The following is an 18,958-nucleotide window of genomic DNA, read 5'->3' as shown; positions in this document are numbered from 1 at the left end:
CCGGACGCCCAATCAAGAAAGGCCCTGCATGTCACGACAGGTTGATCTCATCCTCAAGGGGGGAACCGTGGTCAATCAGGATGGCACGGGTGTCCGTGACATCGCCGTGGACAAGGGCCGCATCGTGGCGTTGGGTGATCTCGCCGGATTCGCCGCCGCCGAGGTGCGGGACTGCCGCAAGTTGCACATCCTGCCTGGCGTGATCGACAGCCAGGTGCATTTCCGCGAGCCCGGCCCCACCCACAAGGAAGACCTGGAAACGGGCAGCCGCGCCGCAGTGGCGGGAGGCGTCACCGTTGTCTTCGAGATGCCCAACACCAAACCGACGACGACCAGCGCGGAAGCCCTGGCGGACAAGGTGGCGCGGGGCCGCAACCGCATGTTCTGCGATTTCGCCTTCTATGTCGGCGGCACGCGCGACAACATCGCTGGCATCCCGGCTCTTGAAAAGCTGGAAGGGTCGGCCGGCATCAAGGTCTTTGCCGGTTCCTCGACCGGCGATCTGCTGGTGGATGATGATGGCGGACTGGACCAGATCATTTCGCGCCTGTCGCGGCGGGCGGCTTTCCATAGCGAAGATGAATTCCGCCTGCGTGAGCGCGTCGGGCATCAGGTGGCCGGCGATGCTGCGAGCCATCCCGTGTGGCGCGACGTGGAGGCGGCGGTGCTGTGCACGACGCGCCTCTGCCGCATCGCGCGCCGGCACGGCAAGCGCATCCACATCCTGCATGTGTCTACGCGGGACGAGTTGCCCATCCTGGCGCAGTACCGCGATGTGGCAACGGTGGAGGTGACGCCGCATCACTTGACCCTGTCGGGCGATGACTACGCCCGGCTCGGCACGCGATTACAGATGAACCCGCCGGTGCGCGGCGCGGAACACCGGGACGGCCTGTGGGCCGCGATCCAATCCGGCCTCGTGGATGTGCTTGGTTCCGATCACGCGCCGCACACGCTGGAAGAGAAGGCCAAGCCCTATCCCCAATCGCCCTCGGGCATGACGGGCGTGCAGACGCTGGTGCCCATCATGCTCGACCATGTGAACAAGGGCCGGCTGACGCTGGAACGGTTTGTTGATCTCACGTCCCAGGGTCCGCAGCGTATTTTCGGCTTGTCGCGCAAGGGCCGCATCGCGGAAGGCTATGACGCCGATTTCACCATCGTTGATCTGTTGCGCAGCGAGACGATCCGGAATGAATGGATTGAAAGCCGCAGCCAGTGGACGCCCTACGACGGCGTGCGTGTGCAGGGCTGGCCCGTTGGCACGTTCATTCGTGGCGCCTGCGCCATGTGGCAGGGCGAGATCCCCGGACCGGCCACGGGGCAGCCCGCGCAATTCACTGAAGCCCTGCAACCGGAGACAATGACGTGACCGAGAGTTTTCGCGCCATCCTCGTGAGCAAGACCGATGACGGCCAGAAGGTGGAATTTGTCCGGCTGACGGAGGCCGACCTGATGGAGGGCAATGTCACGATCGACGTTGCGCACTCGTCGGTGAATTACAAGGATGGCCTGGCAATCACGGGCAAGGGCCCGATCATCCGGCACTGGCCGCTGGTGCCGGGCATTGATCTCGCGGGCACGGTGCGCTCCTCCAGTCATCCGCAGTGGAAGGCGGGCGACAAGGTCGTGCTGGGCGGTTGGGGCGTCGGCGAAGGCCACTACGGCGGTTTCGCCGAGATGGCTCGCGTCAACGGTGATTGGCTGGTGCCCTTGCCGAATGGATTCAGCACGGCTGATGCCATGGCCGTGGGTGTTGCGGGCTATACGGCCATGCTGTGTGTGATGGCGCTGGAAGAGCAGGGCGTCACCCCGGCGCAGGGCGAAGTGCTGGTCACGGGTGCAGCGGGCGGGGTCGGATCAACCGCAATCGCCATCCTGTCGAAGCTCGGATTCAACGTCGTCGCTGCCACAGGGCGGCCGGAGGAAGAGGCGTTTCTCAAATCTCTTGGAGCCACGTCGGTCATCGACCGCAAGGAGTTGCAGGGTCCGGTGAAGGCGCTGGCGAAGGCGCGCTGGGCGGGCGTTGTCGATACGGTGGGTTCCACCATGCTGGCCAACGCCATTTCGCAAGTGTTGCCGGAAGGCACCGTTGCGGCCACGGGACTTGCGGGTGGCATGGACCTGCCGACCAGCGTGGCGCCGTTCATCCTCCGGGGCGTGCGGCTCATCGGCGTCAATTCCGTGACAACACCGCAGCCGCGCCGCATCGCCTGCTGGAAGCGGATCGCCAAAGACCTCGACAGGAGCAAGCTCGCGGCCCTCACGACGCACATCACGCTTGATGATGTGCCGCGCGTGGCGGCGGAGATCGTGGCGGGCAAGGTGCGTGGCCGTGTCGTTGTGGATGTGAAGCCATGAGCCTCCGCATTGTTCCCGGTGGGCTGGACGACCCGCAGGTGCTGGCGATGCTGAAGTTGCACTTCGACACGAATGTTTCCGTGACGCCCAAAGGCTCGGCCCATGTCTTCGACGTGTCGCGCCTCAAATCGCCCGATATTGCCTTCTGGTCGGCATGGGATGGCGCGACGCTGATGGGCGTGGGCGCGCTGAAGCGCATGAGCGCGCGGGAAGGCGAAATCAAATCCATGCACACGCTGAAGACGGCGCGGCGGAGCGGCGTGGGCTCGGCATTGCTCAGCCACATCATGGGCGAGGCCAAGGGGATGGGGCTGTCGCGCTTGCTTCTGGAAACAGGGTCGTTCGATTTCTTCGCGCCGGCGCGGGCACTCTATGCGCGCCATGGCTTTGCGGAATGCCCGCCGTTCGAAGGCTACAAGCCGGACCCCAACAGCACCTTCATGGCGCGGGATATCTGACCACGATTACTGCGTGGTCTTGCCCACGGTGAACTCGCCCTGGCGGATTCGTTCCGGCAGGCGGGCGCACATCTGCGCCACCGGTTCCTCACCATAACTGGCGATCATGTCGGAGAGGGCGGCGAAGATTGCGGCGGTGGCAATGGCGTCGGAGTCCAGCCCATCGTACACAGCCTCTTCCCAGGCCTCGAGGATGTAGCGCAACGCCACTTGTTTAGCCTCTTGCGCGGGCTGGGGCGGGGCAGGCTTGTGATCGAGTTTGAGCATGGTTTTGAAAGGCAATCAGTGTGTGCGGCGTCAGTGGATTCACCTTAGCAGAGCACTTCGCGCCAGCGAGTCATCCCTTAATTGAAGGTTAACGCGGGCGGCTCATTTTTCTTCAAAGGTTCAGCAGTTGCCGGGCCCGGGCCACGGCTCCGGCGATATTCGGGGCGAGGTTGAAGGCGGCAAGCTCGGCGGGCGCCACCCAGGCCACGGCATCGGAGTCGCTCGCGGCCTGCGCTTCCCCGGAGAGAAACCACCCTGTGAAGCTGCTGATCAGGAAGGTCGCCTGCGGCGTGGAGATGCGGAACTCGCCGATCAGTTCGCGCAGGTCCGCCTGAACACCTGTCTCCTCCAGGAGTTCCCGGTGGGCGGCTTCGAGGGGCGTTTCGCCCAATTCCAGCTTGCCTCCGGGAAAGGCCCAGGTTCCACGGCCCAGGGCCTTGCCCCGGCGGGCCAGCAGCACCTTCCCCTCGTGCCAGACGCACGCCGAGGCTGCTTTGATGAGGGGCGGGGCGCTGCTAGGATTTTCCGTCATGTGTGGACTTTACAGTTTCAGGCGCTCTCCGGAAGAGACGCGCACGCTTTTCAACTATCTGGAGACGCCGGACTTCCCGCCGCGCACCTACGTAACGCCGGGCGGCCCCATCGCCATCGTGCGCAAGGGGCAGGAGAACCGGCACTTCGGATTGGTGCGCTGGGGTTTCGTTCCGTCATGGGCGAAGGAGGTGGCGCCGGGCAAGCCGCTGATCAACGCCCGTTGCGAGACGGTGCTGGAGAAGCCCACCTTCCGCAATGCCATCCGGCGGCGGCGCTGCCTCATTCCGGCGGACGGTTTCTATGAATGGGAAGGCGACGTGCCGGGCAAGAAGACGCCCTATTTCATCCACCGGCCCGATGACGGGTTGATGGCCTTCGCGGGCATCTGGGAACACTGGATGGGGCCGGACGGATCCGAACTTGAGACAGCAGCCATCATCACCACATCCGCCAACGCGCTCGTCGCCACCATTCACACCCGCAGCCCCGTGATCATCCGGCCTGAGGATTTCGAGATGTGGCTTGATTGCAGCGATGATGATGCAACGAAGATCGTGCCGTTGCTGCGGCCCGCTGCGGATGATTATTTCGTGATGGAGCCGACCGTCATCGCGCGTAATGCACCGCCGCCGAAACCGAAACCTGCCGCGCCGCCAAAGCCCGCAGGCGGGCAGATGGACCTTCTCTGAGGATCACGCGCCGGGCAGCACCTTGCCAGGGTTGAGAATGCCTCTGGGGTCGAGCATGTGTTTCAGGGCGCGCATCACGTCCAGCTCGACGGGTGACTTGATGCGGCACATGTCGTCGCGCTTCAACTGGCCGATGCCGTGCTCAGCGGAAATGGAACCGCCATGGGCGAGCACCACATCATGCACGATGCGGCTCATCTCCGGCCAGTGGTCAAGGTAGCCCTGCTTGTCCATGCCGATGGGCTGCGACACATTGAAGTGCAGGTTGCCGTCGCCCATGTGGCCGAAGCACATGTAGCGGCATCCCGGCATGAATGCCTCCACAGCGGGGATGGCCGCTGCAATGAAATCCGGAATGCGCGACACGGGCACGGACACATCATGCTTGATCGAACCGCCTTCGAATTTCTGCGAGTCCGAGAGCTTCTCGCGCAGTTCCCAGAAGGCCATGCGCTGCGTTTCATTCTGGGCAAGTGCCGCATCGGTGACGAGCCCTTCCTCCATGGCATCGGCGAGGGCGTGTTCCATGGCGCCTTCGGCAGCGTCGGCGAATTCACTCAGCACAAACCAGGGTGAGCCTTGTGGGAGCGGGCGCGAAACACCCATGTGTCTGCTCACAAACTGAACAGCAATTTCCGGAATCAATTCAAAGGCTACCACGGCAGAGTTGGCGCGTTGCCTGAAGCGCGCAAGCAGCGACACTGCAGCCTGCGGCGATGGCACGGCAACGAAGGCCGTGTCGTGGCGGCGGGGACGGGGAAAGAGTTTCAACACCGCCTTCGTGATGATGCCGAGCGTGCCTTCGCTGCCGATGAACATGTTGCGAAGGTCGTATCCGGTATTGTCCTTGCGCAGGCTGCGCAGGAGATTGAGCACGCGGCCATCGGCGAGCACCACTTCGAGGCCGAGGCAGAGGTCTCGCGCATTGCCGTAGGCGAGCACGTTCACACCGCCGGCATTGCTGCCGAGATTGCCACCAATGCGGCACGAACCTTCGGAAGCAAGCGAGAGCGGGAACAACCTGTCCGCATCAGCCGCGGCGCGCTGCACGGCGGCGAGTGTCGCGCCGGCTTCCACGGTGATGGAGAAGTCGGCGGCATCGACGGTGATGATGCGCGTCATGCGGTCGAGCGAAAGCAGGACTTCGCTGCCATCGGGATTGGGAATCTGTCCGCCCACCAATCCGGTGTTGCCTCCTTGCGGCACGATCGCCGTGTCCGTCTCATGGGCAATCGCCATGATGCGGGAGACGTCATCGGTTGATGCGGGGCGGAGGACGAGCGGCGTCTTGCCATGCCACAGGTCGCGCCATTCGTGGAGGTAGGGTTGCTGGCCGTGAGCGTCGCGGATCACACCCTTCTCGCCGACGACGGCGGCGAGGCGGGCCAGGGTTTCAGGAGAAGGGGATCGGGTCATGAGGAGCGGGGTGCTGCTGCGCGGTTGAGGCGGTCGTTGATGGCGTCGCCAAGTCCGGCGTGGGGAATGGGGGCGACGGCGATGCGGCGCGGACCCTGGGCATCGAGGTCATGCAACATGCGAAACAGGTTTGCAGCGGCCTCGATCAGGTTGCCGGTGGCGGAGAGGGTGTGCGGCCCGTGGCGGTGAATTCCAAAGCCGAGATAGACCTCGCCGACAACGGGCGCCTCCGCATTGAGGCGGAGGGTGGCGCGCGGTGCGTAGTGGCTTTCGATCTGTCCGGGGGAATGGAGCGGACCCGCCGCTGGCTGCGCGAGCCTCGTTCCAAGACAGGCCTCGATCTCCTCGCGCGGCAACCCGCCGGGGCGCAACAGGCGGGGCGGGCCATCGAGAAAGCTCACGACGGTCGACTCGACGCCCACCTGCGAGGGTCCGCCATCGAGGATCATGTCGACGGCCTCTCCGAGGGAGGCGCGCACGTGGGCGGCGGAGGTTGGACTGATGCGGCCGGAAGCATTGGCGCTGGGCGCCACCACGGGCCCACCGAACTCGGCCAACAGGGCCAGCGCCACCGTATGGGCGGGAACGCGCAGGGCGAGCGACGAAAGGCCTGCGGACGCCAGCCGTGATACGGGGCAACCGGCGGCGCGCTCTACCACAAGGGTCAGCGGCCCCGGCCAGAAGGCGTCGGCCAGGGCGCGGGCCGCGGCGGGAAAGACGCCCAGTTTTTCCGCGGCCGCAAGGTCGGTCACGTGGGCGATCAGGGGGTTGAACTGCGGGCGGCCCTTGGCGGCGAAGACCCGCGCCACGGCTTCATCATTGCAGGCGTCGGCGCCGAGGCCGTAGACGGTCTCGGTGGGGAAGGCGACAAGTCCGCCCTGGCGCAGGATGCGGGCTGCGCGGATGATGTCCTGCCCGGGGATCATGGGCCGCGCCTATAGCAGCGGGACGCCTCCTCCGCTACACCAGCGCCATGACGACCCTTGTCTATACCCACCGCTCAAGCCTTCGCCACGAAACACCGCCAGGACACCCCGAGCGGGTGGACCGGATCAAGGCGGTCTATTCCGTGCTCGATGCGCCCCATTTCGCCGCAGCCCAACGCCGGGAAGCGCCGCGCGCCACTGAAGCGCAGTTGCTGCTGGCCCATACGCCGGAGCATGTGCAACGCATCTTCGCCGTGGCGCCGGAGAGCGGGTTTGAGTATCTCGACGCCGATACGGTGATGTCCGCGCATTCGCTGGAGGCCGCCTTGCGGGCGGCGGGTGCTGCAACGGCTGCGGTTGATGCCGTGTTCCGCGCCGAAGCCTCAAACGCCTTCTGTGCGCTGCGGCCGCCCGGCCACCATGCCGAGCAGAACAAGGCCATGGGATTCTGCCTGTTCAACCAGGCGGCAATCGCGGCGCTGCATGCCCGCACGCGCTATGATGCGGAGCGGGTCGCGGTCGTCGATTTCGATGTGCATCATGGTAACGGCACGCAGGACATCTTCTGGGCCGACGAGAACCTGTTCTACGGTTCGACTCACCAGATGCCCCTCTATCCCGGTTCGGGCGCGCGCAATGAAACGGGCGTGGGCAACATCTTCAATGCGCCGCTCCGGGCAGGTGACGGCGGTGTCGAGTTCCGCGAGGCCTTCAACAGCATCATCCTCCCCGCCCTCGATTCCTTCGCGCCGGACCTCGTGATCATCTCGGCGGGATTCGATGCGCATGTCCGTGATCCGCTGGGCAGCCTTGAACTCACGGAAGAAGATTTCGCATGGGCCACGCTCCGCCTCATGGAACTTGCTGACACGCACGCGCGGGGCCGCGTTGTCTCGGTGCTGGAAGGCGGCTATGATCTGCAGGGTCTGGCGGGTTCGGTGGGCGTGCACCTTCATGCACTCATGCATGGCCAAAGCCTCACCGCCCAGATGGAAGAACAATCCGACGACGAGGATGACGAGACATGACCACGCCAGATGACATTGCCGCCATGTCCTTCGAGAAGGCGCTTGCCGCCCTTGAAGAGATTGTCGCGCGGCTCGAAGGCGGGAGGGTTGATCTCGAGGAGTCGATCAAGATCTACGAACGCGGTGAAGCCTTGCGCAAGCACTGCGAGTCCAAGTTGCGAGAAGCTGAAGCCCGCATCGAGAAGATTACGCTCGACGGCAAGGGCAATCCCGTTGGCCGCACACCGCTGGATGTGGAGTGACCTCACAACGGCTGGATGAAGCGCTCGTTGCGCGTGGGCTGGTGCAAAGCCGGGCGCGCGGACGCGATGCGGTATTGCGCGGCATTGTTGACGTGAATGGTGCGGCGGCGCGCAAGCCGTCGCAAACCGTCACTGCCGCCGACGCCATCACACTGCGTGATGAAACCGCGCGCTACGTCTCCCGCTCGGCATTAAAGCTGATTCACGGGTTCGAGGCTTTTCCAATTGATATATCACAAAAAAACTGTGTCGACCTCGGCTGCTCCACAGGTGGCTTCACGCAGGTTTTGCTGGAGGCCGGGGCGGCGCACGTGACGGCCATTGATGTGGGGCATGGCCAAATGGCGGGGCAACTCGCCACCGATCCGCGGGTGACGTTGCGCGAAGGCTTGAATGCGCGCGACATCACGGCCACCGATGTTCCGCGGGAGACGGCGCTGATCGTTTGTGACGTGAGTTTCATCTCACTGACACTGGCGCTGCCGCCACTGCTGACGCTGGTGCGATCCGGTACGCAAATCATCGCGCTCATCAAGCCGCAATTCGAAGTGGGCCGGGAGGCGCTGGGCAAGGGCGGCGTGGTGCGTGATGATGCGTTGCTCACGCAGACCTGTGAGCGCATCAGTGCTTTCTTCCAGGGGCAGGGGTGGCGGGTGTTGGGTGTCGTGCCTTCACCCATCACCGGCGGCGATGGCAACAGGGAATTTCTGATCGCGGCGAAAAAGGCGTGACGCGCCGCCGCACCCAGGGTTGATGCAAATCAATATCAGTTCCACACGGTTTTATACATTAGGGACATCTAATATAAGAAACGGAGTTACAGATGTTGCGCCTCTCGCTGATGTTGTTTGCCATCATTGCCACAACGCTGATGGGCACGGGTGTCGTTGCGGTTCTGACGATGCAATTCAACAGCACGGCCTTGCCGATCATTGCGGCGGCTGCGGCCGGCTTTGTGCTGGCCATTCCCGTCAGCTGGCTGGTGGCGAAACAGCTGATGCCTGCGCGCCGCTGACTTCGCCTTCAGCCCACCTGCCCGCGATGGCGCAGGTACTGGTCGGCGAGGACAATTGCCATCATGGCTTCGCCCACGGGCACGGCGCGGATGCCGACGCAAGGATCGTGGCGGCCCTTGGTGAAGACGTCCGCCTCTTCACCTGATTTGGTGATGCTCTGGCGCGGCGTCAGGATGGAGGAGGTGGGTTTCACCGCGAAACGGACCACGATGTCCTGCCCTGTGGCGATGCCGCCCAGGATGCCGCCGGCGTTGTTGGAGAGAAATTCGGGCTTGCCATGGCGCATGCGGATCTGGTCGGCGTTGTCTTCGCCGGAGAGTGTTGCGGCATGGAAGCCCGCGCCGATCTCGACGCCCTTCACCGCGTTGATGCTCATCATGGCGGAGGCGAGTTCGCTGTCGAGCTTGCCGTAGACGGGTGCACCCCAGCCCGCGGGCACGCCGCTTGCTGTCACTTCGATCACGGCGCCGATGGAGGACCCCGCCTTGCGGATGCCGTCGAGATAGGTTTCCCACAGCTTCGCTGCTTCCGCATCCGGGCAGAAGAAGGGATTGCGGTCCACCTCGCTCCAGTCCCAGTTCTTTGCGTCAATCCTGTGCGGGCCGATCTGCACAAGTGCGCCGCGAATGGTGACGCCGGGAATGACCTTGCGGGCCACGGCCCCTGCCGCTACGCGCGAGGCTGTTTCCCGCGCCGAGGAGCGGCCGCCGCCACGATAGTCGCGGATGCCATACTTCGCGTCATAGGTCAGGTCGGCGTGGCCGGGGCGATACTTGTCACGAATGTCACCATAGTCCTTGGAGCGCTGGTCGACATTCTCGATCATCAGCATGATGGGTGTGCCGGTGGTGCGCTGGCCGCCGGTGCGTTCGTCCTCGAACACGCCGGACATGATCTTCACCGCGTCCGGTTCCTGGCGCTGCGTGGTGAAGCGCGACTGGCCAGGTCGGCGCTTGTCGAGGAACACCTGGATGTCGTCCGCCGTCAGCGGCAGTCCGGGCGGGCAGCCGTCCACCACGGCGCCGATGGCAGGCCCGTGGCTCTCGCCGAATGTCGTGACGCGGAAGAGATGCCCGAAGGTGTTGTGTGACATGGCTTCTGATTAAGCGCGAACATCCATGGCGTCAAACCACTGGATGGTGCCCTGTTGCAGGCGGCAATAGGCGCCTTGCGGCGTGGGCAGCGCAACAATGTCACCGGGCCCGAGGCCCGCGACGGCACCCATCAGGCAGCGCCCCACGGCACCGTGGGAGATGACCAGCGTCGGCCGGGTGAGGGTGGCGCGCCAGTTGTTCACGCGGGAGACACCGTCCTCGTAGCTCTCGCCGCCCTCGGGCCGCCAGAAGAAGCGCCCCTCCGGATCGGCGGGATAGACGGGCGAGTCCTTCAGTTCCCAGAACGGTTTTCCCTCCCACACGCCGAAGCCCAGTTCGCGCACGCGGGTTTCGCTGGCCCAGTCGCTGCGCGACAGGGCGGCCAGCACATATTCCGCCGTCTGGCGGGCGCGGCGCTGGGGCGAGACGATGATTTCATACCCGGCCCACTCCGCCGCATGTACGCTCAGCGCATCGGCCAGGGCCTTCGCCTGGGCATGGCCCGTGGCATTGAGGTCGGTATCAATCGAGCCTTGGATCAGGCCCTGCTTGTTCCAGTCGGTTTCGCCGTGCCGGATGAAGACAATGGGAAGTCCGGGATCAATCGGCATCTTTGTTGAGCGTCATGTCGGGAGCGGTCGGCACCTTCATGCCGACGACGTGGTAGCCGGCATCCACATGCATCACCTCACCGGTCACACCGCGGCTCAGGTTGGAACACAGGAACATGCCGGCATCGCCCACTTCCTCAATCGTGACGGTGCGGCGCAAGGGGGCATTGTATTCGTTCCACTTGAGAATGTAACGGAAGTCGCCGATCCCTGATGCGGCGAGCGTCTTGATGGGGCCTGCCGAGAGTGCGTTGACGCGGATGTTCTTGGGGCCAAGGTCAGCGGCCATGTAGCGGACGGAGGCTTCGAGTGCTGCCTTTGCCACGCCCATGACGTTGTAGTGGGGCATCCACTTTTCCGCACCGTAGTAGGTGAGGGTGATCATGGAGCCGCCGTCGGTCATCAGTTTTTCGGCGCGCTGCGCCACGGCGGTGAAGCTGTAGCAGGAAATGTTCAGCGACTTGTCGAAGTTGCCCGCCGTGGTATCGACGTAGCGGCCTTCCAGTTCGTTCTTGTCGGCGAAGGCGATGGCATGGACGAGGAAGTCGAGCTTGCCCCAGGACTTCTCGATCTCGGAGAAGGTGGCGTCGATGGAAGCGGTGTCGGTCACGTCGCAGGGTACGACGATCTTCGATGACACTTCCGCGGCGAGTGGCTCCACTCGCTTCTTCAAAGCGTCGCCCTGATAGGTGAAGGCGAGTTCGGCGCCTTGGTCCGCGCACGACTTGGCAATGCCCCAGGCAATTGACCGGTTATTCGCCACACCCATGATCAGGCCCCGCCTGCCTGTCATCAAACCCTTGTTATTGCTCATTTTTTCAGATCGTCCGCGCTGTGTGGCTGTGTTTCCGCGTCTATTGGCACAAAGTCTGGAAACAATCCAGTTGGATTGCGGCACTCTGGCACATGGGGTGGCATGACGAATTTCCATGGCGCTGGCGCTTCCGGCCTGCCGGTTTGCCGCGTAAGGTCTGTGCCATGAGCCTCAGCGAATTGTCCACCCTCACCGCCTCCCTCGGCTTCACCGAGCGCAATGATCCGTTCAAGCTGTTTGCCGAATGGATGGAGGACGCCAAGAAGTCCGAGCCCAATGATCCCGATGCCATGTCGGTGGCGACGGTCGATGAAGACGGGTTGCCGAACGTGCGCATGATCCTGCTCAAGGATTTCAGCGAACGGGGGTTTGTCTTCTACACCAACTTCGAGAGTCAGAAGGGTCACGAGATCCTCGCCACGGGCAAGGCCGCGCTGTGTTTCCACTGGAAGACGCTGCGGCGGCAGGTGCGGGTGCGCGGCCTCGTCGAGACCGTCAGCGATGCCGAGGCCGACGCCTATTACAATTCACGCGCGCGGGACAGCCGCATCGGTGCCTGGGCCTCGCAGCAATCACGGCCCCTCAAGGCCCGCTTCGAGCTGGAGACTGCCGTTGCCATGGCAGCGGCCCGCTATGCGCTCGGAGAGGTGCCGCGCCCGCCCTATTGGTCGGGCTTCCGGGTGCGGCCGCTTTCCATCGAATTCTGGCATGACCGTCCCTTCCGGTTGCATGACCGCGTGGTGTTCCGCCGCGAAAAGCCTGATGGCGAGTTCAGCAAGGCGCGCCTATATCCCTGAGCCATGACAGACACGCGCAAGACTCTCATCCTCACCGGCGCCTCGCGGGGCATTGGCCACGCCACCGTGAAACGCTTCTCCACGGCTGGCTGGCGCGTCATCACCTGTTCCAGGCAACCCTTCCCCGAGGATTGTCCGTGGGATGCAGGCCCGGAGGACCACATCGTCGTGGATCTTGCGTCCTCCGATGACACGCACAAGGCCATCCACGTCATGCGCGAGAAGCTGAAGGCGCAGGGCTCGCGCCTTGATGCGCTGGTCAACAATGCCGCCATCAGCCCCAAGCTCGCGGGTGGCGCGCGGATGAACTCCATCGACACGAGCGAAGACGACTGGAAGACGGTTTTCCAGATCAACTTCTTCGCGCCGATCATGCTGGCGCGCGGATTGCTGGACGAATTGAAGATGGCCAAGGGCGCCGTCGTCAACGTCACATCCATCGCCGGCTCGAAGGTGCATCCCTTTGCCGGCGCCGCCTACTCCACATCGAAGGCGGCGCTGGCCTCGCTCACCCGCGAGATGGCCCATGACTTCGGTCCGCATGGGGTACGCGTCAATGCGATTTCTCCTGGCGAAATCGAGACCAGCATTCTCTCGCCGGGGACGGAGAAGATCATCCCGCAGATTCCGCTGCATCGCCTTGGCCAGCCGGAGGAGGTGGCGAAGGCCATCTACTTCCTGTGCACGGATGCCTCGTCGTATGTGAGCGGTGCCGAACTCCATATCAACGGCGGGCAGCATGTCTAACGAGAAGCCACGGCCTGAGACCATCGCGGCCCATGCGCTGCGGGCCATTGAACCGGTGACCGGCGCGGTCGTGCCGCCCATCTACCTGTCATCCACCTATGCGCGCGACGAGAATTACGAGAAGCGCGTGCCGGATGATTACCAGCGCGGCGGAAATCCCACGCTCTCGCAGGCCGAGTCTGTGCTGGCGGCGTTGGAGCAAGGCACGGGATGCCTGCTCTATCCGTCGGGCGTTGCAGCGATCTTTGCACTCGTCGAGACCGTGCCGGTGGGCGGGCATGTGATTGCGCCCATCAATATGTATTATGGCGTGCGCGCGTGGCTGAAGACGCTCGCCGAAAAGGGACGGATCAGCCTGTCCCTCGTCGACATGACGGATCCGGGCGCCATCGCCGGTGCCGCGCGGCCCGGCAAGACCGATCTCGTGTGGATCGAAACGCCATCCAACCCGACGTGGGATGTGATCGACATTGCGGCTTCTGCCGCTGCCGCACATGAGGCGGGCGCGATCCTCGGCGTTGATGCCACGGCGACGGGTGCCGTCACCACCCATCCGCTCGCACTCGGCGCGGACTATGTGTTTCATTCCGTCACCAAGTATCTCAACGGCCATTCCGATGTGCTGGCGGGGACGCTCATCACGCGCGACCTGAACGAGCGCTGGGCGTTGTTGCAGGCGCTGCGCACCAAGACCGGGGCACCGCTGGCGCCCTTCGAATGCTGGCTGCTGATGCGCGGACTGCGGACGCTTTTCATCCGCTACCGCGAAGCCTCCGCCAGCGCCAAGGCCATCGCCCGGCATTTCTCCAGTCATGCGAAGGTAGAGCGTGTCCTCTATCCGGGACTTGCCACCCATCCGGGCTACGAAATCGCGCGCCGCCAGATGACGGATGGTTTCGGGGGCATGATGAGTCTTCTCCTGCGCACGGACTTCGACGGTGCCAAGCGCTTCTGCACCTTGCTCAAGGTGATCACGCCCGCCACCTCGCTGGGTGGCCCGGAAAGCCTTGCTGAACATCGCAAGCTGATCGAAGGGCCGGAGAGTCCCGTGCCCGACAATCTGGTGCGTCTCTCCATCGGGCTTGAAAACGTCAACGACCTGATTGCGGATATCTCACAGGCGCTCGATCAACTTTAAGGCGAACCTGTCTGAGATTTAATGTTGCGTAGCGACGGAAATCGCGCCGCCCGGGCGTCTTAGGAGCACTTCAACAATCGGAGTGTTTCCATGAAAACCCCTGCAAAAATCCTCACGGGCCTTCTGCTCGGTGCCTCGGCCCTCGCGGCCGGTTCCGTGTTTGCCCAGAATGCCACGCCTCCTGCGCCGCCGCCGGCGGTCCAGCAGGGCACGCCCGGACCCGGCCCCGGTGCCATGCCCGGTCCCGATGACTTGAATGGTGGTCCCGGAATGAATGACGGCCAGATGGGTCAGGCTGATGAAGGTTGGGGCTGGTGGGGACACCGCCGCCACCATGGCTGGGGCCATGGCCAGGGCAATGACGGCCGCTGGGGCTGGAACGGCGGCGACGGCGACAGCGCCGACAATGGCGGCGATGACGGATACAACGGCCGCATGGGCCGTGGCCACGGCAAGCACGGCATGATGCGCGGCGGCATGATGCTCGATGCCAACAATGACGGCGTGATCGGCGAGGAAGAAGCCGCCACGCTGGCCGACCGTTTCTTCATGCGCCTTGATGACAACAAAGACGGCGCGCTGAGCGAGAGCGAGTTCACGACCCGGGGCGGTCGCGGCGAGCATCGCGGCATGAACAGGGGCATGGGCTGGCGGGCCTGGTTCGGCCTGAGCCAGGACGAGGCTGATGCCGTCGCCAAGGTGCGCAAGGACAAGTTCGCCGCCCTCGATACCGACAAGAACGCAGGCTTGAGCAAGGCCGAGTTCTTCGCCGACGCAAAGACGCGCCTTGCGGCGCTCGACAGCGACAAGGATGGCAAGGTGACGGTCTGGGAATTCCGGGCGCAGTCCGCCAACTGATCGACAGGAGCCACGGAAAAGGGAAGGGCTGCCCGCGCGGCCCTTCCTTTTCTTTTTGCCGTGTTCAGAACTGGAAATTCACGCCGATACGCAGGAGATCACCTGCGGTCTTCAGCCGGAACGAACAGGTGGGCGTGCCGCAATAGTTGGCGGGCGGGCCGCCGCCGAAGCGGAAGTTGGTGGCGTTCTCGGTTTCCGAGCCGAGATCGAAATGCAGGTATTCCAGCTTGACGGAGGCGGAGTCGGTCACGGCATATTCCACGCCGGCGCCCGCGGCCCAGCCGACCCGCATGTTGGATCCCGTGTCGAGGCCGAAGGTGCCGCCATCATCGTACCAGTGGGTGCCGATGTCACCGAAGGCGAGGCCGCCCGTTCCGTAGACGAGGAAGCGGTCTGCCGCGAAGCCGGCGCGCAGGCGCAAGGTGCCGAGAATGCCGCCGTCGCTTTCCACGTGGTTGTCGAAGGGCGCGCTCACCGTGGTGCCGGTATCGCTGCCGCCCACATAGTTGATGTCAGTCTCGACACCTGCGAGAAGGCTGTTGAACTGCCAGTTGTAGCCGAGCTGCGCGCCGCCGACGAATGCTCCACCGTCAGCGTTGATCGTTTCGCCGTCGATGACGGTCCAGCCGTCGATGTCGGTTCCGGATGTATCCGTCCAGGCGTAGCCCGCGTTGAGGCCGGCATAGAGACCAGTCCAGTCATAACCTGCGTCGGGAATGAAATCGGCGGCATGCGCGGCCGGTGACAACGCGAAAACCGCGACGGCGGCCAAAAGATACGTCTTCATGATCAACTCCTGCCAAACGTCCCCAGTGGCAGAAGGCTGCGCCCGCCATTTTTCAGCCGCAATGGCGCAAGCGTTGTGATTGCCGTTTTCGGGCGGTGCCGTGGCAGAAGTGCATCACGCAAAACCCGATGCGACTCCACGAAAGTTTTATTCCGTATACGGAGATTCAGGTGGCGGTTGAGTGCTGCCCATGCCGCCACCTGTGATATTAAGGAAGATCAGGCAGTCCGCAGGTTTTCCTTGCGGACATGGCCTTCAAGCTGGTCGAGGCCCTTTTCCACGATGTCGAACATGGCGTGCACCTCTTCCGTCGTGATGATGAGCGGCGGACAGAAGGCAATCGTATCCTGCACGTTGCGGACAATGAGGCCGAGGTCCTCCATCATCTTCAAGGCCATGGGGCCTACGCCCTTCTTGAAGTCGAAGCTGCGCTTGGTCTTCTTGTCGGCCACCAGTTCGACAGCACCGATCAGGCCGTCGCCGCGGGCCTCGCCCACCAGCGGGTGGTCGGCCAGTGCTTTCAGGCGGGCCTGGAAGACATTCGACACCTTGGCGGCGTTCTCGATCACCTTGTCGCGCTCGTAGATCTCGATCACCTTCAGCGCGATGGCGCAACCCACGGGATGGGCCGTGTAGGTGTAGCCGTGGCCGAAGGTTCCGAGCTTTCTGCTCTGATCGAGCATGGCCTGATAGAGGTCTTCCTCGATGGTCAAGGCCGAAAGCGGGAAGTAGGCGGAGGTGAGGGCCTTCGCCATGGTGATGGACTGGGCCTTCATCTTGTAGGTCTGCGTGCCGAACCAGTTGCCCGTGCGGCCGAAGCCACAGATCACTTCGTCGGCAATGAAGCGCACGTCATACTTCTGCAGCACTTCGCCAATCTTGTCGAAGTATGTCTTCGGCGGGGTGATGACACCGCCCGCGCCCATGATGGGCTCGGCGATGAATCCCGCCACCGTGTCCGGCCCTTCACGAAGGATCATGTCTTCAAGATCCTTCGCCATGCGGGTGGAGAATTCCTCCTCGCTCTCGCCGTCCAGCGCGAAACGGTAGTGGTGCGGGCACGAGGTATGCAGCACGTTCTTGATGGGCAGGTCGAAATCATTGTGCACCCAGGGCAGGCCGGTGAGCGAGGCCGAGGCGATGGTGACGCCGTGATAGGCGCGATTGCGGCTGATGATCTTCTTCTTCTCGGGCTTGCCGCGGGCGTTGTTGTAGTACCACGTCAGCTTGATCTGCATGTCGTTGGCTTCGGAGCCGGACGAGCCGAACAGCACCTTGGAGGTGGGGATCGGTGAAATCTCCTTCAGCTTTTCGGAAAGTTCGATCAGTCCGTCATGCGACTTGCCGGAGAAGGCGTGGGTGAAGGAAACGCGGCGCAGCGCCTCGGCGCCGGCTTCCGCCACTTCCGTGTTGCCGTAGCCCAAGGCGGTGCACCACAGGCCGGCCATGCCTTCGATGTAGCGCTTGCCTTTGTCGTCATAGAGGTAGATGCCGCGCCCCTCATTGAGGATGAGGGGGCCGGTCTCGCGGTGCCGCGCCAGGTTCGTGTAGGGATGAATGACCGTTTCAATATCGCGGACAGCCATGTTGGACAGTTTCGTCATGCGAACCTCACCTGTTGAACGTCACCCCCTGTAGCATGATTGCGATGCTGCGCAGGAGTCCAGTTTGACCGCGCCTGCCCATGCAGAAAACGCTCAGCGGAGCGCCGGGCGGGCCGCAATCTGAGGGCTGCGGTCCAAGGGTTTGCCATCGTCCAGCCAGACAAAGCGGAAGCCCTTCGCCTTGAGCGCCAGCACGCCCTTGGCCACGCCCGCTCCCGCCGGTTTGCCGGGCTGGTTGATGTGCGCGATGATGACATCGCCATCATGGGCGGCGGAGATCGCGGCGGCCGCGTGACTGGCGGAAAACAGCGCGCCGCCGTCGCCCAGCAGCGAGAAGCCCGCCACTGTTTCGCCGCGTGCCGCGATCTCGCGCAGGGCATCGTTGCTGTATTCTGCGGTTGCCCCCCGGAACCAGAGGGGCGTGCGGCCCGTTGCGGCCGTCACGGCGGCGGCACCGTCTTCGATTTCACTCTTGAGGCCCTGGGCTGAGCCCACGGTGCGAACACCATAAACCCGTCCGGGTGTCAGCACGGCGGCGAGATGGCGGGCGCCGTGGTTTTCCACGCGAAACAGATCGGGATGGAGGTTGATCTCGGCGAGGGCGGCAGGATTGCGTTTCAGCCAGCGCGCCGTGGCGAAGATCGTTGCCTTCAGCTGATTGTCGATCAGCACGCGGAGGATGCGCGTATCGGTGGCACCGCTGCAGGCGTCCAGAGTCAACGCCACCTGCGGGGTGCGGCCTGTCCCTTGTGGGAGGGCAAGATGGGGAATGCTGAGCGGATGCGCGGCCACGGCGTGTGGCAGTGCGCCCGCCAGCGCGAGACAGAGAAGGCCACGCCCAAGGTGACACAAGCCATTGCGAAAGATCATGGGGCGATCAGGTACGGATCACGGCGGTGGCGACGCCCGCACCCATCAGCAGCGTGCCGCCGGTGCGGTTGAAGATCTTGATGGCGCGCGCATTGGCAAAGGTGGCCCGGGCGCGGGTGGCCACGAAGGCATAGGTGAAGGCGTTGGCGAAAGCGAGGACGACAAACGTCGCCACCATCACGGCGGCCTGGGGCGCAAAGGGCGCGCTGCGGTCCACGAACTGCGGAACAAAGGCCACGAAGAAGGTGATGCTCTTGGGATTGAGCGCCGTCACCAGCCAGGCATGCCCCACCATGGCTGCCGTGGATTTCCCATCGGTGATGGGCCGCGCATCCAATGTGCCTCCGGCGCGGAACAGCTTGAAGCCGAGCCAGAACAGGTAGGCCGCGCCAATGAATTTCAGCACGGTGAACAACACGGCCGATGTCATCAGCAGCGCACCCACGCCAAAGAGCGACAGCGTCATGGCAGTGAAATCGCCGAGCGCCACGCCAATCGCCGTGGGCAGCGCGGCGCGCCAGCCTTGTCCCAGCGCATAGGAGACGACGAGCAGGATCGTGGGGCCGGGAATGACCAGCAGGATCATGGTGGCGGCGACGAAGGCCAGGTAATGGTCGATGGACATGGCGGGAAATGAACCCAAATCACCGGGTCCGTCAACGGCCTGACTGTCAACTTGCTTGCAAATTGACGAAGCCCGG

At 63.8% G+C, this 18,958-nt stretch carries 23 protein-coding genes; 12 read left to right on the top strand and 11 right to left on the bottom strand.

The window, feature by feature from the left end:
- Positions 1-28: 28 nt before the first annotated feature.
- Genes IPM06_01990 through IPM06_01980 form a run of 3 tightly spaced genes read left to right on the top strand, consistent with a single transcriptional unit; the run spans position 29 to position 2,819 of the window.
- Positions 29-1,372, top strand: coding sequence for a dihydroorotase (locus tag IPM06_01990; GenBank protein MBK8769181.1), 1,344 nt, complete (start codon positions 29-31; stop codon positions 1,370-1,372).
- A complete protein-coding gene (locus IPM06_01985; GenBank protein ID MBK8769180.1) occupies positions 1,369-2,361 on the top strand; it encodes an oxidoreductase in 993 nt (330 codons plus the stop codon). Before IPM06_01990 ends, IPM06_01985 begins: the two co-directional genes overlap by 4 nt.
- On the top strand, positions 2,358-2,819 hold the full coding sequence (locus IPM06_01980; GenBank protein ID MBK8769179.1) for a GNAT family N-acetyltransferase: 462 nt from the start codon (positions 2,358-2,360) through the stop codon (positions 2,817-2,819). The genes IPM06_01985 and IPM06_01980 overlap by 4 nt, the downstream gene beginning before the upstream one ends.
- A 6-nt stretch (positions 2,820-2,825) precedes the next feature.
- Here the strand turns inward: IPM06_01980 and IPM06_01975 are convergent, their stop codons facing one another.
- Both IPM06_01975 and IPM06_01970 read right to left on the bottom strand, forming a co-directional pair.
- A complete protein-coding gene (locus tag IPM06_01975; GenBank protein MBK8769178.1) occupies positions 2,826-3,086 on the bottom strand; it encodes a hypothetical protein in 261 nt (86 codons plus the stop codon).
- A 112-nt stretch (positions 3,087-3,198) separates the two neighbouring features.
- Positions 3,199-3,618: an NUDIX domain-containing protein gene (locus tag IPM06_01970; protein MBK8769177.1), complete on the bottom strand. Its 420-nt coding sequence runs from the start codon at positions 3,616-3,618 to the stop codon at positions 3,199-3,201.
- Between IPM06_01970 and IPM06_01965 the strand changes: the two genes are divergently transcribed.
- Positions 3,617-4,309 carry an SOS response-associated peptidase gene (locus tag IPM06_01965; protein MBK8769176.1) on the top strand — a complete coding sequence of 231 codons (693 nt, stop codon included), beginning with the start codon at positions 3,617-3,619 and terminating at the stop codon, positions 4,307-4,309. The genes IPM06_01970 and IPM06_01965 overlap by 2 nt on opposite strands.
- A 3-nt stretch (positions 4,310-4,312) precedes the next feature.
- On the opposite strand, the gene IPM06_01960 is transcribed toward IPM06_01965, so the two are convergent.
- Positions 4,313-5,725 carry an FAD-binding oxidoreductase gene (locus IPM06_01960; protein ID MBK8769175.1) on the bottom strand — a complete coding sequence of 471 codons (1,413 nt, stop codon included), beginning with the start codon at positions 5,723-5,725 and terminating at the stop codon, positions 4,313-4,315.
- Positions 5,722-6,651 carry a threonylcarbamoyl-AMP synthase gene (locus IPM06_01955; protein ID MBK8769174.1) on the bottom strand — a complete coding sequence of 310 codons (930 nt, stop codon included), beginning with the start codon at positions 6,649-6,651 and terminating at the stop codon, positions 5,722-5,724. The genes IPM06_01960 and IPM06_01955 overlap by 4 nt, the downstream gene beginning before the upstream one ends.
- Before the next feature lie 47 nt (positions 6,652-6,698).
- Here IPM06_01955 and IPM06_01950 point away from each other — a divergent pair, with 47 nt between their 5' ends.
- The 4 genes from IPM06_01950 (at position 6,699) to IPM06_01935 (ending at position 8,936) form a co-directional block, all read left to right on the top strand.
- A complete protein-coding gene (locus IPM06_01950) occupies positions 6,699-7,679 on the top strand; it encodes a histone deacetylase family protein (GenBank protein ID MBK8769173.1) in 981 nt (326 codons plus the stop codon).
- Positions 7,676-7,921, top strand: a complete 246-nt coding sequence (locus IPM06_01945) for an exodeoxyribonuclease VII small subunit (GenBank protein MBK8769172.1) — start codon at positions 7,676-7,678, stop codon at positions 7,919-7,921. Before IPM06_01950 ends, IPM06_01945 begins: the two co-directional genes overlap by 4 nt.
- Entirely contained in the window at positions 7,918-8,652 is a 735-nt protein-coding gene (locus tag IPM06_01940) for a TlyA family RNA methyltransferase (GenBank protein MBK8769171.1), read from the top strand. Before IPM06_01945 ends, IPM06_01940 begins: the two co-directional genes overlap by 4 nt.
- Before the next feature lie 92 nt (positions 8,653-8,744).
- Entirely contained in the window at positions 8,745-8,936 is a 192-nt protein-coding gene (locus tag IPM06_01935) for a CTP synthetase (protein ID MBK8769170.1), read from the top strand.
- Positions 8,937-8,944: 8 nt separating this feature from the next.
- On the opposite strand, the gene aroC is transcribed toward IPM06_01935, so the two are convergent.
- The 3 genes from aroC to fabI are packed head-to-tail and all read right to left on the bottom strand — an operon-like array spanning position 8,945 to position 11,456.
- On the bottom strand, positions 8,945-10,030 hold the full coding sequence (gene aroC / locus IPM06_01930; protein ID MBK8769169.1) for a chorismate synthase: 1,086 nt from the start codon (positions 10,028-10,030) through the stop codon (positions 8,945-8,947).
- A gap of 9 nt (positions 10,031-10,039) precedes the next feature.
- Positions 10,040-10,642 (bottom strand): histidine phosphatase family protein, encoded by a 603-nt coding sequence (locus tag IPM06_01925; protein ID MBK8769168.1) that lies wholly within the window; start codon positions 10,640-10,642, stop codon positions 10,040-10,042.
- On the bottom strand, positions 10,632-11,456 hold the full coding sequence (gene fabI / locus IPM06_01920; protein ID MBK8769167.1) for an enoyl-ACP reductase FabI: 825 nt from the start codon (positions 11,454-11,456) through the stop codon (positions 10,632-10,634). Before fabI ends, IPM06_01925 begins: the two co-directional genes overlap by 11 nt.
- 164 nt (positions 11,457-11,620) lie before the next feature.
- Here fabI and pdxH point away from each other — a divergent pair, with 164 nt between their 5' ends.
- The 4 genes from pdxH (at position 11,621) to IPM06_01900 (ending at position 14,996) form a co-directional block, all read left to right on the top strand.
- On the top strand, positions 11,621-12,253 hold the full coding sequence (gene pdxH, locus IPM06_01915; GenBank protein MBK8769166.1) for a pyridoxamine 5'-phosphate oxidase: 633 nt from the start codon (positions 11,621-11,623) through the stop codon (positions 12,251-12,253).
- Between the two features lie 3 nt (positions 12,254-12,256).
- A complete protein-coding gene (locus IPM06_01910; GenBank protein MBK8769165.1) occupies positions 12,257-13,000 on the top strand; it encodes an SDR family oxidoreductase in 744 nt (247 codons plus the stop codon).
- Entirely contained in the window at positions 12,993-14,138 is a 1,146-nt protein-coding gene (locus tag IPM06_01905; GenBank protein MBK8769164.1) for a PLP-dependent transferase, read from the top strand. The genes IPM06_01910 and IPM06_01905 overlap by 8 nt, the downstream gene beginning before the upstream one ends.
- Positions 14,139-14,228: 90 nt before the next feature.
- Positions 14,229-14,996: a hypothetical protein gene (locus tag IPM06_01900; protein MBK8769163.1), complete on the top strand. Its 768-nt coding sequence runs from the start codon at positions 14,229-14,231 to the stop codon at positions 14,994-14,996.
- Between the two features lie 64 nt (positions 14,997-15,060).
- Here IPM06_01900 and IPM06_01895 read toward each other — a convergent pair whose 3' ends face one another.
- The 4 genes from IPM06_01895 to IPM06_01880 all read right to left on the bottom strand — a co-directional run bounded on the left by IPM06_01895 (position 15,061) and on the right by IPM06_01880 (position 18,882).
- Positions 15,061-15,783 (bottom strand): porin family protein, encoded by a 723-nt coding sequence (locus tag IPM06_01895; protein MBK8769162.1) that lies wholly within the window; start codon positions 15,781-15,783, stop codon positions 15,061-15,063.
- 218 nt (positions 15,784-16,001) lie between these two features.
- Positions 16,002-17,387 carry an aminotransferase class III-fold pyridoxal phosphate-dependent enzyme gene (locus IPM06_01890; protein MBK8769161.1) on the bottom strand — a complete coding sequence of 462 codons (1,386 nt, stop codon included), beginning with the start codon at positions 17,385-17,387 and terminating at the stop codon, positions 16,002-16,004.
- A gap of 93 nt (positions 17,388-17,480) precedes the next feature.
- Complete coding sequence (locus IPM06_01885) at positions 17,481-18,257, bottom strand: polysaccharide deacetylase family protein (protein ID MBK8769160.1); 777 nt, start codon at positions 18,255-18,257, stop codon at positions 17,481-17,483.
- 7 nt (positions 18,258-18,264) lie between these two features.
- Complete coding sequence (locus IPM06_01880) at positions 18,265-18,882, bottom strand: LysE family translocator (protein ID MBK8769159.1); 618 nt, start codon at positions 18,880-18,882, stop codon at positions 18,265-18,267.
- Between the last annotated feature and the right edge of the window lie 76 nt (positions 18,883-18,958).

The sequence above is a fragment of the Hyphomicrobiales bacterium genome, assembly GCA_016710435.1.
GTDB lineage: Bacteria > Pseudomonadota > Alphaproteobacteria > Rhizobiales > Aestuariivirgaceae > Aestuariivirga.
The sequence above is the reverse complement of the archived record's forward strand: the minus strand, read 5'-3'. Positions and strand labels throughout refer to the sequence as shown.